This is a genomic window from Caballeronia sp. LZ043 (assembly GCF_031451075.1).
Classification (GTDB): domain Bacteria; phylum Pseudomonadota; class Gammaproteobacteria; order Burkholderiales; family Burkholderiaceae; genus Caballeronia.
Window position 1 is genome coordinate 180,116 of the sequence record NZ_JARUXT010000002.1, and the last position, 14,578, is coordinate 194,693.

The window sequence follows — 14,578 nt, forward strand, 5'->3', positions numbered from 1 at the left end:
GATGGCTTGACCGCTCGCGCGCTGCGCGACCCCGACAACGGCGTCCACGGATTCTGTCTCCGACAGCATCCGGAGGACGCCTTTTTTGTTTCTGAAAACCCGAACGATGGCGATGACGGCAAGAACGGTCGATACGGTGTGTCCGTACTGCGGCGTGGGCTGCGGGATGACGCTGCACGTCGAGAACGAGCAGGTCATCAAGATTTCCGGCAACAAGGATCATCCGGGCAACTACGGTCGGCTCTGCACCAAGGGCTCGTCGGCGCATGTGGCGCTGCGCAAGTCGGGCCGGCTGGAGAAGGCTTTCGTGCGGCACGCGCGCCATGCCGATCCCACGCCGATGCCGCTCGAACGCGCGCTCGACGACACCGCCCGCCGCCTGCGCGGGATCCTCGACACGCACGGTCCCGATGCGCTGTCGTTCTACGTCTCCGGCCAGATGTCGATCGAGGCGCAGTACCTCGTCAACAAGCTGGCGAAGGGCTTCATCGGCACGAACAACATCGAGTCGAATTCGCGGCTGTGCATGGCGAGCGCGGGCAGCGGCTACAAGCTGTCGCTGGGCGCGGACGGTCCGCCCGGCTCCTACGAGGACTTCGACCGCGCGAACCTGTTCTTCGTGACCGGCGCGAACATGGCGGACTGTCATCCGATCCTGTTCCTGCGCATGATGGACCGGGTGAAGGCGGGCGCGAAGCTGATCGTCGTCGATCCGCGCCGCAACGCCACCGCCGATAAAGCCGACCTCTTCATGCAGATCCGCCCCGGCACCGATCTCGCGCTGCTCAACGGCCTGCTGCATCTGCTGCACGCGAACGGCCATACGGACGCCGCGTTCATCGCCGGGCACACGCAAGGCTGGGACGAGATGCCCGCGTTCCTCGCCGATTACACGCCGGAGAAAGTCGCCGCCCTCACCGGCATTCCGGAAGGCGATCTGCGTCAGGCGGCGCAGTGGATCGGCGATGCGCCCGAATGGATGAGCTGCTGGACCATGGGCCTCAACCAGAGCACGCACGGCACCTGGAACACGAACGCCATCTGCAACCTGCATCTCGCGACGGGCAAGATCTGCCGTCCGGGCAGCGGCCCGTTTTCGCTGACCGGACAACCCAACGCGATGGGCGGCCGCGAGATGGGCTACATGGGCCCCGGCTTGCCTGGCCAGCGTTCCGTGCTGGCGGAGGCGGACCGCGCGTTCGTCGAAGGCGTGTGGAAGGTGCCGCCGGGCACGCTGCGCACGGAGGTGGGCAGCGGCACCATCGACCTGTTCGCGCGCATGAAGTCCGGCGACGTCAAGGCGTGCTGGATCATCTGCACGAATCCGGTGGCGAGCGTCGCGAACCGCGCGACGGTCGTGGAAGGCTTGCAGGCGGCGGAGCTCGTCATCACGCAGGACGCCTTCCTCGACACCGAGACCAACCGTTACGCTGACGTGCTCCTGCCCGGCGCGCTGTGGGCCGAGGCGGAAGGCGTGATGATCAACTCGGAGCGCAACATGACGCTCACGCAGAAGGCCGTCGAGCCGCCGGGCGACGCGCTGCCGGACTGGCAGATCATTGCGCGCGTCGCGTGCGCGATGGGTTTCGCTGACGCCTTCACTTATGCGAGCGCCGCCGAGGTGTTCGACGAAATCACGCGCTTCGCCAATCCGCAGACCGGCTACGACCTGCGCGGCGCGAGTCATGCGCGGCTGCGCGAGACGCCGCTGCAATGGCCCTGCGCGCCGGAAGGCGGGCGCGAGCGCAATCCGATCCGTTATCTCGACGCCGCTACCGCGCGCCTCAGGTTCGCGACGCCGCATGGCAAGGGCGTATTCTTCGCGCGTCCGCATGTCGATCCGAAGGAGCTGCCGGACGCCGACTATCCCGTCGTGCTGAATACGGGCCGCCTGCAGCATCAGTGGCACACGATGACCAAGACCGGCAAGGTCGCGATGCTGAACAAGCTGAACCCGGCGCCGTTCGTCGAACTGCATCCGGACGACGCGGCGTCGCTCGGCGTGACGCAGAAGGATCGCGTGGAGATCCGCTCGCGGCGCGGCCGGGCAGTGCTGCCGGCGGTCGTGACCGAGCGCGTGCGTCCCGGCAACTGCTTCGCGCCGATGCACTGGAACGACATGTTCGGCGACGACCTGTGCATCAACGCGGTCACGAGCGATGCCGTCGATCCGCTCTCGCAACAGCCGGAACTGAAGTTCTGCGCCGTGACGCTGAGCCGCGTCGAAGCAGAAGTCCACATCGACAGCAACACTCCCACTCCGCAGCAGGAAAACGCCATGTCCCGCCTCGACGCCCTTTCGACGCTCCTCGGTATCGGCGAGATCGCCGCGCCCGCGCTGAGCGACACCGACCGGCTGTATCTGGCGGGCTTCGTCAGCGGACTGCGTTCGGGCGGAAGTGAAGCGCGCGGCGTGCCCGTGTTGCCCGCCAACGCGCCGTTCAATGCCGCGACACGCGTCTGGGTCGATGGACTGCTCGCGGGTCTGTTCAGCCGTGGCGAAGCGCCGCCCTTGTTAGCCAGCACCGACGCGCCCGAGCCTGAACTGCAGATCGCGCATACGCGGCCCAAGGTCGCGTTGCTGTGGGCGTCGCAGACGGGCAATGTCGAATCGCTGGTCGAGTCCTACGCCACGCAACTGATGGAATCCGGCTTCGAGATCCGCACGGCGTGCATGTCCGACTGCGCGGTCGCGGGTCTCGCGAAGTCGCACTATGTGCTGCTGATGACCAGCACGTTCGGCGACGGCGATGCGCCCGACAACGGCCAGGACTTCTGGTCCGCGCTCAAGGCCACCGACGCGCCGCGCCTCGAGTCGCTGCGCTACGCGGTGCTGGCTTTCGGCGACACGAGCTACGACGCGTTCTGCGGTCACGGCCGCAACCTTGATGCGCGTCTCGCGGAACTGGGCGGCGTGCGGCTGCTGGCGCGGACCGATTGCGACACGGACTTCCAGACCGCCGCCGATGGCTGGCTCGCGCGGATCATCGCCCGCATCAAGGACGACGACGCGGCGCTGCACGCAGTGCCCGCGCAGGGCGCGATTCCCGATGTGCTGAGCCCAAATGCCGCGAGCAAGGCGCGTCCGGCGCCGTCACGGCTGCTGCGCAATGTGCGGCTCAACCATCCGGGCGCGGCCAAGGACACGCGCTCGTTCGCGTTTTCGACGGCAGAATCCGGCCTCGACTACGAAGCCGGCGACGCGCTGGGCGTCTGGCCGACCAACTGTCCCGAGCTCGTCGGCGAGGTGCTGAGCCTGACGAAGCTCGACGCCGATGCGCCCGTGCACGTTTCAGGCTCAGGCGAGATGCGGCTCGCCGATGCACTGGCCACGCATTACGAGATCGCCCGCCCGAGTCCGGAAGCGCTGAAGCTGATCGCGGCGCGCACGCCCGGGCCCGCGCTGAAGCAACTGCTCGGCGACGAGCGCAAGAACGAGCTGAAATCCTGGCTGTGGGGCCAGCAACTCGCGGATGTGCTGCACGAGCATCCCGCGTCGCTGTCGGCGGATGAACTGCTCGGCGTGCTCAAGCGCATGCAGCCGCGCCTGTACTCGATTTCGTCGAGCCCGAAGGCGCATGCGGGCGAAGTGCATCTGACCGTTTCGGCGGTGCGCTACGACAATGGCCGCCGCAAGCGCAAGGGCGTGTCATCGACGTTCCTCGCCGACCGCGCCCACGATGCCGACGTGCCGCTGTTCGTGCAGAAGAGCGCGCATTTCCGTCCGCCGCGCCAGGGCGACACGCCGATCATCATGGTTGGTCCCGGCACCGGCGTCGCGCCGTTTCGCGGCTTCCTGCACGAGCGCCGCGCGCGCGGCGACACGGGACGCAACTGGCTGTTCTTCGGCGAGCAGCATGCGGCCACCGACTTCTACTATCGCGAGGAACTCGAAGGCATGAGCCGGTCGGGCCTGTTGAACCGTTTCGACACGGCGTTCTCGCGCGACCAGCGCGACAAGGTCTACGTGCAGGACCGCATGCGCGAGCAGGGCGCCGAGCTCTGGTCGTGGCTGCAGGACGGCGCGAACTTCTACGTCTGCGGCGATGCGAGCCGCATGGCGAAGGACGTCGATGCCGCATTGCGCGAGATCGTCGCGCGGCATGGCGGACTTACGGACGAGCGGGCGGCGGAGTATGTGTCCTCGCTCGCGCGCGACAAGCGTTATCTGCGCGACGTGTATTGACCTGGGCGTTGGCCTGAGCGGCGGGCCCTCGCGTTGAATGCCGTTACACTCCGTGCTCACGGTTCGGAAAGTTGGAGCATGGAGTGAAGCGAATCCTCATCATCGGCATCGGGGCGGGCAATCCGGAATACGTCACGGTTCAGGCCATCAACGCGCTGAATCAGGCCGACGTGTTCTTCGTGATGGACAAGGGCGAAGCGAAGGCAAAGCTCATCGCGCTGCGTCGCGAGATCATCGAGCGCTATGTGAAGAAGCGCGACTACCGGATCGTCGAGGCGATCAATCCCGAGCGCCGGCGCGATACCGCCAGCTATACCGATGCCGTCGATATCCTGAACCGCGACAAGCAGGCCGTGTTCGAGCGGCTGATCGGCGAGGAATTGCGCGACGGCGAATGCGGCGCGTTCCTCGTCTGGGGCGATCCTTCGCTGTATGACAGCACGATGCGCATCGTCGAGGCCATCGTCGCGAGCGGGCGGCTGGCCTTCGAGTATGAGGTGATTCCGGGCATCAGCAGCGTGCAGGCGCTGGCGGCGAAGCATCGCGTGGCGCTCAACGCGATTGGCCGCGCGGTGGAGATCACCAATGGCCGGGGAATCGCCGAAGGCTTTCCCGGGCGCGCCGACAGCGCCGTCGTGATGCTCGACGCGCAGAACGCGTTCCGGCAACTGGCACACGAGGATCTCGACATTTTCTGGGGCGCGTATGTCGGCACCGACGACGAGATCCTCATCTCCGGCCCGCTGCGCGACGTGATGGACGAGATCGAGCGGGTGCGCGCCGAAGCTCGCGCGCGGCACGGCTGGATCATGGACACCTATCTGCTCAAGCGCCGCACGCCGTCGCGCGACTGACACGGAGACCCTCTTGAACCCCATTCTCAATCTCTTCGATCTCACCGGACGCCGCGCCTTGATCACCGGCTCCAGCACCGGCATCGGCTTCGCGCTGGCGCGCGGTCTCGGTGGCGCGGGCGCGCAGGTCGTGCTCAATGGCCGCGATCAGACGCGCCTCGACGAAGCGCTCAGCCAGCTCCGCGCCGAAGGCATCACGGCGCAGGCGGCGCGGTTCGACGCGACTTCGCCGGAACAGGTGACTGAAGCGGTCGCGCGCATCGAGGCCGACAGCGGTCCGATCGACATTCTCGTCAACAACGCCGGCATGCAGCGCCGCGCGCCGCTGGAGACGTTCTCGCACGAGCAATGGCGCACGCTGATGCAGACCAACGTCGACAGCGTGTTCCTCGTCGGGCAGGCGGTGGCGCGCTTCATGATCGGGCGCGGCGCGGGCAAGATCATCAACGTCTGCTCGGTGCAGAGCGAACTCGGGCGGCCGAACATCGCCGCCTATACCGCCACCAAGGGCGCGGTAAAGATGCTCACCAAGGGCATGGCGATCGACTGGGGTCCGCACGGCATCCAGGTCAACGGCCTCGGGCCGGGCTATATCAAGACCGAACTGACCGACGCGCTCGTCAACGACGAAGCGTTCAGCGCGTGGCTGATCGGCCGTACGCCGTCGCGCCGATGGGGCGATGTCGAGGATCTCGCCGGCGCGGCCGTGTTCCTGGCCAGCGACGCGTCGCGCTTCGTGAACGGCCACGTGCTCTACGTGGACGGCGGCGTGACGGCGACGCTGTAGGGCGTTTTGGGGCGGCATACGCCCTTGCTTCACTCGAATGCCGCGCGATTCGCCTCGACGAATTCGCGCACGGTCTGCGGCGCACGCCCCGTGATCTCGCCAATCACGCCGTCCGCGCCCGCGAAGATGCCGTTCTGATGATCGACGGCAATCGCGACGAAATGCTGGATCATGAATTCGGGCAGCTTGTAGTGCTCGAGATGCTTCCGGTAGTCGTCGAGCGACGAAGGCTGGTAGGTGACCGTGCGGCCGAGCGTTGCGCCGATTTCATCGGCGATCTGCTGCTGAGTCATTTCCACCGGCCCGCACAAGGTGACCGTCTTGCCGATACGCCCTTCAGGCTGCGTGAGCACGGCGGCGATCAGGCGCGCCTGGTCTTCGGCGGCGATCGGCGCGTGACGTCCTTCGCCGTACGGCAGCGTGATGACGCCGTCGCGCACGATCTGGTCGCGCACCCACGGGAAGACCAGCCATTCGGAGAAGAAGGTCGGACGAATGTGCACGACAGGCACGCCCGACCAGTCCAGCACCCGTTCCGCGATCCAGTGGTCGCGCGCCGCGTGGCTCTGCGAATCCTCCCGCGCCGAAATCTGCGACATCTCCACGACCACGCCGACGTTCGCGCGCCGCGCCGCGTCGGCGAAATAGGCGGCGGCCTGGATATAACCCGGGCGCACCGGATAGCACAGATAGGCGCCATCGACGCCCTGCATCGCGCGGATCACGTCGTCGTGTTCGAGCAGATCGCCTTCCACGATCTCCGCGCCGGCTTCGCGCAACGCTTCACTGCGCTCGTCCTGCTGGTGTACGAAGGCGCGCACCGCGTGCCCCTGATCCAGAAGCTGACGGATGGTATGGACGCCGGTCTTGCCGGTGGCGCCGGTGATGAGATAGGTGCGTCGTTGCATGATGCGTTCTCCGCAGTTGAAGTGTATATGCACTTTTGAGGCGATATGAAAGGCCCGACAGGCGGGCCAACGGGGTTACAGCGCTTCGAGATGTCGTTGTACGTCGTGCAGGACGGCCGTGGAGGCTTCCGGGTCGCCGATGATGCGCGCCATGGTGACGGCGCCGATCATCGCCGAGAGGGCGAACACGGCTTCGGATCGCGCCGCCCCGCGATGCCGGCGGCGAATGTGTTGCGCCATCACGTCGACCAGCTGGTCGAAGCCGTGCGCGGCGGCGGCGCGGGTGTCGTCGTCTGCATGCGCCAGTTCGCTGCCCATGCCGGCGAGCGGACAGCCGTGCCCGGGCGCGTCGCGGTGCTGTTCCGACACGTAGGCCGCGACGATCGCCTGGAAGGCTTCCTTGCCCGCGAGTGCGCCGGCGGCGGCATCGAGCGTGCCGATGACGTCGCCGATGCCGGCTTCACAGGCCTCGGCGACCAGTTGATCCTTGGAGTCGAAATGCCGGTAGAACCCGCCGTGCGACAGCCCGGCGGCCGACATGATGTCGGCGACACCGGTGGCCTGAATGCCTTTCGAGCGGAACGCGCGTGCGGCGACATCGACGATGCGCTGGCGTGTTTCAGCTGTTTCGGCGTTGGATTTACGCATGGCGTGCCGCTCCGTGACTGCATGTTTTAGATGATAAGAATCATCTAAAACGAAGTCAAATGCGGCAGAGGCAAGAATGAATTGCGCGGCGGCGCAGGCGGCGAATGCTGCCGCTGCGCCGCTGGATCAGGCGCTGGGCTTGGCGTCGGCTTCGGGGGCTTCCGGCGCTTTCGGCGCTTCGGTTGCTTTCGGCGTTTCCGCCGCCTTCGGAGCCGCTGCGCTGCGCGCTTGGCGATTGTTCTCCAGATACACGGCGCGCGCCGCGTCGGCCGAAGTCACTTCGCCTGCTGCGGCGCCGGTCAGGTCCACACGTGCCGCGCCTTCCGCGAGGCTCGTCCAATAGCGATTGCCCCGGCACCACACCTTGATGGCGGCGCGCAGTTCGCGCTCGCTCAGCTGCAACTCTTCGGCGTGTTTCATCAGATCTTCGAAGATGCCAACCTTGAGCGGCTTCTTCGGCGCGGGGTTCTTCGGGAAGGCGAGCGGGAAGCGCTTTTGCAGCTTGCCGATGGTATGCACGACCGGATCCACAGGCTTCGCGGGCGCAGCCGGCGGAGGAGGAGGCGTGGGCGCAGGCGCGCGCCGCGCGCGAGGCGGCTTCTTCGCCTTGGCGGCCTTGCTTTGTGCCGCTTCCTGCTCGGCTTGCCTGGCCTGCTGCGCGAGTTGTTTTTTCAGTCCTGCGAGTTGTTCGAAGCCCATTACTTCCTACCTGTGGAAAACGTACGCCGATTTTATCAGCCCCGATCGACGCTTTCCCGGACCGGGCCTCGCGCCGTAACCGTTCTAGGTGTCCGAAGCGGGATCGTCGGCGCCGAGCCGTTCGAGCAGTTCCTCGACCTGCTGCAACTGCTTCGGCAGCAGATCCCCGGCGCTGCGAAGCTTTTTCAGACGCTGCCGCCAGTACGCAGGCGGCAGCGCGGGGTGATCGTCCCGCGCGGACGACTCGATCGCAAGCCGCAGATGCGCCAGATCGGCGTCTGTAAGGGCGAGGCGGCGGGCGTCGGTCAGTCTCTGTTTTTTGCGGTTCATGCCGCTTTTCTGTGTGCTTTTAATAAGCTCCTATGGTGCATGGAGTGTCCACGGGGCGCATACCCTACTTTCGTAGGTGCACGAAAGCAGGGGCGCGCTGACTTGTCGTTGCAACAAAACGCTCAGATGGCGAAGTCGGTGGAGCTGGACAGCGTTTGCCACGCGGCGGTTTCGGCTGTGACGTACGCGTTCTTCTCCGCGATCGCCCGCAGCGTGTCCGTGCCGAGCGCGAGGCGCAGCGGCGGGTTGGGCGCATCGGCAAGCGTGACGAGCGCGGCGGCGAGCTTCTGTGGATCGCCGGGCTGGTTGTGATTCATCTCGACGGCCAGACGGCGGATCTGTCCCGAAGTCGCGTCATAGTCGCCAATGACCTCCTGGCCGACCGTCAGCGACGACGCGTCCAGGAAGTCCGTGCGGAAATAGCCCGGCTCGACGACGGTGGCATGCACGCCGAGCGGCTGCAATTCCGCGTGCAGCGCCTCGGTGATGCCCTCGACGGCGAATTTCGTCGAGCAATACACGCCGAAGCCCGCCGCCGAGCGATAGCCGCCCACCGAGGACATGTTCATCACGTGTCCGGCGCGCTGGCGGCGCATGACGGGCAGCACGGCGCGCGTGACGTTGAGCAGCCCGAAGACGTTGGTGTCGAACATGCGGCGCACGTCGGCATCGCTGGATTCCTCAATGGCCGCGAGCAGGCCGAAGCCGGCGTTGTTCACCAGCACGTCGATGCGGCCGAATCTGCCGATGGCGGCTTCGACGGCGGCCTCTGCCTGGCCTTCGTCGGTGACGTCCAGCGCGACCGGCAGCAGGGCGGGCGATTCGCCCAGGCGTTCGGTGATGGCCGCTGTGTTGCGGCCGGTGGCGACGACGGCGTGACCGGCGTCGAGCGCGGCTTGCGCGATCAGGGCGCCCAGTCCGCGCGAGGCGCCGGTGATGAACCAGACGCGCTTGTATTGCGAGGTGTTGACGTTGCTCATGTTGTGCTCCGTTGTATCAGTGGTGAGGGTGTAACGAAGCTTAGGCCGACGGATTCGCTCAAACTAGTGAGGCAACGTTAGACTGATAATCAACTTTTATTTGCGAATCGGGAGTACAGCGATGAACGAAGTCCGCGCGATTTCGATCTTCGTGCGCACCGCGACGCTGGGCAACCTGCGGCGGGCGGCGGTCGATCAGGGCATCTCGCCGCAGGCGGCGAGTCACGCGGTGATGCAGCTGGAAAAGTCGCTTGGCGTGCGGCTGTTTCATCGGACGACGCGCAAGCTGAGCCTGACGGAAGAGGGGCAGCGGCTGTTGCAGAGCGTCGAGCCGGCGCTTGCGGTGTTGACCTCCGCACTCGCCGATGCGCGCCGCGCCAAGGAGGAGATCGCCGGACCGTTGCGCATCAGCGCGCCGAAGGCGCTGAGCCGCGCGCTATGGCCTTCGGTGCTCGAATTCGCGACGCTTTATCCGGACGTGCAGCTCGACGTCCGTTTCGATGACCATTTCACCGATCTGGTCGAGGAACGCGCGGATGTCGGCCTGCGCGGCGGCTCGCCGCCGGCGGGCGGTGCGATCGCGCGGCGGCTGGTGCCCATTCAGCTGATCGTGTGTGCGTCGCCGGCGTATGTCGAACGGCATGGCGCGCCGCGCACGGTCGACGAACTCGCCGCGCATCGCTGCACGGGGTATCGGCGGGCGAATACGGGAAAGCAGGCGCCCTGGGAATTCATGATGGGCGACGAGATCGTGTATCGGGAAATCGAGGCTTCGCTGTGCGCGAACGATGTCGACGCGGAAACGGACACCGTGCTCGCGGGGCTGGCGATTGGCCAGTTGGGCAGCTTTTCGGCGGTTCCGGCAATTCGCGACGGGCGGCTCGTGCCCTTGCTGACGAAACATCTGACGCAGCGCGAAGCGATCTATATCCACTATCGACGGCGGACCGAGCAGCCGTTGCGCGTGCGAACCTTTATCGATTTCATGATCGAAAAGCTTGCTGATAACCGGGATTTTTATCTGACGGCGGCGGAGGTGCGGGGAGGTGGGCAGGTGGGGCGGTAGTTATACAAAATTTTTTTATGCGGTGGCGGTGGTGCGGTAAAACTCTTCAGCACGATCCATGGCCGGAGAGGCTTCCATTGCTGACGTCACTTGAAGCATTCATCAGAAAAGACGCGTGTATCGCTTTGGGAAAGCCGATTACACCGGAAATGACCATCACGCTCGACCCCGGCCAACAAGGAGACGATGCCGATATCTTCATGCAGCGTTTCTTCGAAGCATTCGAGGTCGACGAAGGCGACTACGATTTTCGTCGCTATTTTCTGATGGAAGGCGAGGGCGTTCTCTACCACCTCATTACGCGATTCATTCTGCGAAAACGCCAATCGACAACTAAAGATCCGCTAACGGTAGGCATGCTATACGACGCCATGGCTCGCGGCAGGTGGGATGCCGCATCGCTCGCGACGCATGCCGATTGACCGCCTACTCCGCCCCCGCCAACTTGTCCTGCGTGCGCGTCTTGAAGTCGCCCGCATCGTGCCGTTCATGCAACTGCTCCGACGGTTCGCCAAACGTCCGATTGACCATACGGCCACGCTGCACAGCAGGCCGCGCGTCAATCTCGCTGGCCCAGCGCTGCACGTGCTTGTATTCATCGACGGCAAGGAACTCCGCCGCGCCGTACAACCGGCCCTTCGCCAGCCCGCCGTACCACGGCCAGATGGCGATGTCGGCGATGGAATAGTCATCGCCCGCAATGTAGCGATGCTCGGCCAGACGCTTGTCGAGCACGTCGAGCTGACGCTTCGTTTCCATGGCGAAGCGGTCGATCGGATATTCCATCTTGCTCGGCGCATACGCATAGAAATGGCCGAAGCCGCCGCCGAGATACGGCGCGCTGCCCATCTGCCAGAACAGCCAGGACAGCACTTCGGCGCGTTCGCTGAAGTCGGTCGGCACGAACTCGCCGAACTTCTCCGCGAGATACAGCAGGATCGCGCCGGACTCGAACACGCGCACCGGCGTGGGACCGCTGCGATCGACGAGCGCAGGAATTTTCGAGTTCGGATTCGCGCCGACAAAGCCGCTGCCGAACTGGTCGCCATCGCCGATGCGGATGAGCCACGCATCGTATTCGGCGCCCTTGTGACCGCGCGCGAGCAGTTCCTCCAGCATCACCGTGACCTTCACGCCATTGGGCGTGGCCAGCGAATAAAGCTGCAACGGATGTTGTCCGACAGGAAGCGGCTTTTCGTGTGTCGGTCCGGAGATCGGACGATTGATGCTGGCGAACTGGCCGCCGTTGTCCTTGTTCCAGGTCCAGACCGTGGGCGGCACGTACTCGGGGGTCTCGCTCATGTTCGAAGCTCCTGCGCCAGATGAATGAGTTCCGGCGAGGTTAGCAGGTCGCCGGAAACGCTGCTTGGACGGGCCGCGCTCCGGTCCTTTGTACAATCGACGCCGGTTTCACAGGAGAGATTCATGAGCCAGCAGCGCCCATCGCACAAAGCTTTCCGGCCTCGCAAGCGGCCGGCTCAGTCGCGCTCGGAGGCGACGGTGGCGTCCATCGTCGAGGCCGCGGCGCAGGTGCTCGAAACGGAAGGCTTCGAAGGATTCAACACGAATGCAGTGGCGCAACGCGCGGGCGTCAGCATCGGTTCGCTTTATCAATACTTTCCGGGCAAGGATGCGCTGACCGTCGCGCTGATCCGGCGCGAAACCGGACGCTTTCATCAGGACGCGCTCACCGCGCTGACCAAGCGTAGCGGCAAGGCGGCGCTCGAGTATCTGATCGGGGCCGCCGTACGGCAGCAGTTGCAGCGGCCGATGCTCGCACGCCTGCTCGACATCGCCGAAGGGCGCCCCGCGATACAGCTCGAAGTGGACGGCTCGCAGATGAATGACCTGGTGATGGCGGTGGTGAAGCGCGCCGCGCCGAAGCATCCTCGTCCGGAGGTCGCGGCGGGCGATCTGTTCGCCATGCTTCACGGCATGGTCGATGCGGCTGGCGAACGCGGCGAAACCGATCTCGACGATCTCGAACGACGCGTGCAAGCGGCGGTGTTCGGTTATCTGGCGCGAAGCGTCGGCGATTGAATGTGAGCAAGCGATCTTCCGCTTCGGCTCGATCAAAAGAAAAAGCCCTCGAAAAAGGGCTTTTTTGCATTTTGAAGCGCCTCACCAAAGCGAGTAGTGAATGTGAGCTTTTGCTTATATTCTGACTGTCATGGAGCGACGGCGGCAAGGGGCCGCACCGGCTCTACTCCTTGAGACACAGACCATGACAGACTCGATCAAGAGCATGAAGCTCAATCACCTCAGCTTTCCCTCGTCCGATACCGCTGCAACCGCGCGCTTCTTCGAACACTATCTCGGCTTCACGACCGCGGGCAGCTGGGAGCAGTCGTATATCCTCAAGCGTCCCGGTTTCGATGTGGTCATCGATCATGTCGGCGATCACACGCCGTCTTATCCGCGTGCGTTCCACGTCGGTTTCGAGCTGCCCACGCTCGATGACGTCCAGGCCTTGCATGAACGCTTCACGGCGGACGGCGTGGAAATGGAAACCGCCGTGTTCAACAATGGGCGCGGTTCACGTTTCTTCTGCCGCGCGCCGGGCGGCGTAATGTTCGAATTGAACACGCGCTCGGACGCGTCAGCGGAATATCGCGGAACGTTCGACGAGTAAGGCGCCTCACGCGCCGCGCGGGTCCTGCCAGCCGAGCCCGAGGCTTTTTTGCAGCGACACGAAATCCTTCAGCAGTTCGGCCTTCGCCGCGACCACGTCCTGCTGCGCGGCGAACTGCGTGCGCTGCGCGTCGAGCAGATCGATGAGTGTCGACACACCCGCGCGGTAGCGTTGCCGCACGAGCGTGGCGGAGCGTTCCGCCGACGCCTCCACCTGCTGCAAGCGCACCACATGCTCGCGCTGATTGCCATAGCGCGACAGCGACGAATTCGCGTCCTTCAGCGCGCCGAGTACGGTCTTCTCATAGCGTGCTTCGGCTTCTTCGCGCGAGGCCCGAGCCGTATCGACGCTTGCCGCCGTGCGCCCGAAGTCGAACAGGTTCCATTGCAGATACGGCACGCCGACCCACGAGAAATTCTGCTTGCGCAACAGATGCCCCGGGTCGGCCGCCGAGAAGCCGATATCGCCGAGCAGCGACACCTTCGGGAAATAATCGGCGATATGCTCGCCGATCTGCGCGTTGCTCGATGCCAGCCGACGTTCCGCCGCGCGGATATCGGGCCGCTGTTGCAGCATCGCGGCGGGGTCGCCGATGGCCACCGTCGCCGGCAGCACCGGCAAGGGCGCGCGCGCAGCGAGTTCGCCATCGAGCGCGCCGGGCGCGCGGCCCGTCAGCACGGCCAGTTGATCCAGCGAATCGGTGATCTGCACCTGCAGGGGCACGAGCGTGGCGCGCGTGGTATCGACCTGGGTCGTCAGGCGTTCGACATCGACCTGTGCCGCCGTGCCGCGCGCGCGGCGCTGCTCGGTCAGGTCGAGCATCTGCTGCTGATACTCGGCCGTGCGTTCGGCAAGCGCGAGCCGCTCCTGCTGGTCGCGCAAGTCGATATACGCCGACGCCACCTCGGCCGCCAGCGACACCTGCGTGTCCGAGAGATCGGCGTGCACGGCGTCGGCTTCATCGGAGGCAGCCTCGATTGCGCGGCGCGTGCCGCCGAACAGATCGATCTCCCACGAAGCATCGAAGCCCACGGTATAGAAGTCCACCGGACCGCGTCCCGTCGATGCCGGCGCGCCGCTGTCATCCGACGAACTGAAGAACGACGTATCCGGCGAACGCATGCGCAGCGCCGCCGCCGAGCCCGACACCTTCGGCAACTCGTTGGCGCGCTGTCCGCGCAGTTGCGAGCGGGCCTGACGCAAGCGTGCCTGCGCCATCTTCAGATCCGGATTGTGCGTGAGCGCGGCATCGATCAGCGTGTTCAGCTGCGGATCGTTCAACGCCTGCCACCATGCCGCGGGCGCATGCGTCGCGACGATGCCCTCGGCCGGTGCGCGCACGAAGGCGCCGTTCTTTGCGGCGTCCGGCGCGATCTCGTGCGCACCGTGATAGTCAGGGCCGACCGTGCAGGCGGCCAGCGCGAACGCGGTCAGCGCAAGCAGGGCAGTGAAGCGGATAGTGCGAGGAAACATCGTTGAAGGATTCAT

Annotated in this window: 14 protein-coding genes; 7 read left to right on the forward strand and 7 right to left on the reverse strand. The window is 65.4% G+C overall.

Translation table 11 applies throughout. The annotated features are described in order from the left end of the window. The first annotated feature begins 112 nt into the window (after positions 1-112). From QCE64_RS14195 to QCE64_RS14205, 3 genes are all read left to right on the forward strand, one after another. Positions 113-4,186 carry a bifunctional nitrate reductase/sulfite reductase flavoprotein subunit alpha gene (locus QCE64_RS14195; protein ID WP_310004409.1) on the forward strand — a complete coding sequence of 1,358 codons (4,074 nt, stop codon included), beginning with the start codon at positions 113-115 and terminating at the stop codon, positions 4,184-4,186. A gap of 83 nt (positions 4,187-4,269) precedes the next feature. Then, positions 4,270-5,040 (forward strand): precorrin-6A synthase (deacetylating), encoded by a 771-nt coding sequence (gene cobF / locus QCE64_RS14200; RefSeq protein ID WP_310004411.1) that lies wholly within the window; start codon positions 4,270-4,272, stop codon positions 5,038-5,040. Positions 5,041-5,053: 13 nt separating this feature from the next. After that, positions 5,054-5,827, forward strand: coding sequence for a glucose 1-dehydrogenase (locus QCE64_RS14205; RefSeq protein ID WP_310004413.1), 774 nt, complete (start codon positions 5,054-5,056; stop codon positions 5,825-5,827). 29 nt (positions 5,828-5,856) lie between these two features. On the opposite strand, the gene QCE64_RS14210 is transcribed toward QCE64_RS14205, so the two are convergent. The 5 genes from QCE64_RS14210 to QCE64_RS14230 form a co-directional block, all read right to left on the reverse strand. Then, the gene (locus QCE64_RS14210; protein ID WP_310004415.1) at positions 5,857-6,735 is read right to left on the reverse strand and encodes an NAD(P)H-binding protein; all 879 of its coding nucleotides are present in this window, start codon (positions 6,733-6,735) and stop codon (positions 5,857-5,859) included. A 75-nt stretch (positions 6,736-6,810) separates the two neighbouring features. Continuing rightward, the gene (locus QCE64_RS14215; protein WP_310004417.1) at positions 6,811-7,383 is read right to left on the reverse strand and encodes a TetR family transcriptional regulator; all 573 of its coding nucleotides are present in this window, start codon (positions 7,381-7,383) and stop codon (positions 6,811-6,813) included. A 126-nt stretch (positions 7,384-7,509) separates the two neighbouring features. After that, positions 7,510-8,082 (reverse strand): ProQ/FinO family protein, encoded by a 573-nt coding sequence (locus QCE64_RS14220; RefSeq protein WP_309920421.1) that lies wholly within the window; start codon positions 8,080-8,082, stop codon positions 7,510-7,512. An 84-nt stretch (positions 8,083-8,166) separates the two neighbouring features. Then, positions 8,167-8,412, reverse strand: a complete 246-nt coding sequence (locus tag QCE64_RS14225) for a hypothetical protein (protein WP_309920423.1) — start codon at positions 8,410-8,412, stop codon at positions 8,167-8,169. Positions 8,413-8,534: 122 nt separating this feature from the next. Continuing rightward, positions 8,535-9,392, reverse strand: coding sequence for an oxidoreductase (locus QCE64_RS14230; protein ID WP_310004419.1), 858 nt, complete (start codon positions 9,390-9,392; stop codon positions 8,535-8,537). A gap of 121 nt (positions 9,393-9,513) precedes the next feature. Between QCE64_RS14230 and QCE64_RS14235 the strand changes: the two genes are divergently transcribed. Both QCE64_RS14235 and QCE64_RS14240 read left to right on the forward strand, forming a co-directional pair. Beyond that, positions 9,514-10,458, forward strand: coding sequence for a LysR family transcriptional regulator (locus tag QCE64_RS14235; protein WP_309920429.1), 945 nt, complete (start codon positions 9,514-9,516; stop codon positions 10,456-10,458). Between the two features lie 77 nt (positions 10,459-10,535). Next, positions 10,536-10,880 carry a DUF1493 family protein gene (locus QCE64_RS14240; protein WP_310004421.1) on the forward strand — a complete coding sequence of 115 codons (345 nt, stop codon included), beginning with the start codon at positions 10,536-10,538 and terminating at the stop codon, positions 10,878-10,880. A gap of 4 nt (positions 10,881-10,884) precedes the next feature. Here QCE64_RS14240 and yghU read toward each other — a convergent pair whose 3' ends face one another. Next, entirely contained in the window at positions 10,885-11,760 is an 876-nt protein-coding gene (gene yghU, locus QCE64_RS14245) for a glutathione-dependent disulfide-bond oxidoreductase (protein ID WP_310004423.1), read from the reverse strand. 123 nt (positions 11,761-11,883) lie between these two features. Between yghU and QCE64_RS14250 the strand changes: the two genes are divergently transcribed. Continuing rightward, positions 11,884-12,498, forward strand: coding sequence for a TetR/AcrR family transcriptional regulator (locus tag QCE64_RS14250; RefSeq protein ID WP_309812263.1), 615 nt, complete (start codon positions 11,884-11,886; stop codon positions 12,496-12,498). Between the two features lie 184 nt (positions 12,499-12,682). Further along, entirely contained in the window at positions 12,683-13,090 is a 408-nt protein-coding gene (locus QCE64_RS14255; RefSeq protein WP_310004426.1) for a VOC family protein, read from the forward strand. A 6-nt stretch (positions 13,091-13,096) separates the two neighbouring features. Here QCE64_RS14255 and QCE64_RS14260 read toward each other — a convergent pair whose 3' ends face one another. Further along, entirely contained in the window at positions 13,097-14,563 is a 1,467-nt protein-coding gene (locus QCE64_RS14260; RefSeq protein ID WP_310004428.1) for an efflux transporter outer membrane subunit, read from the reverse strand. Between the last annotated feature and the right edge of the window lie 15 nt (positions 14,564-14,578).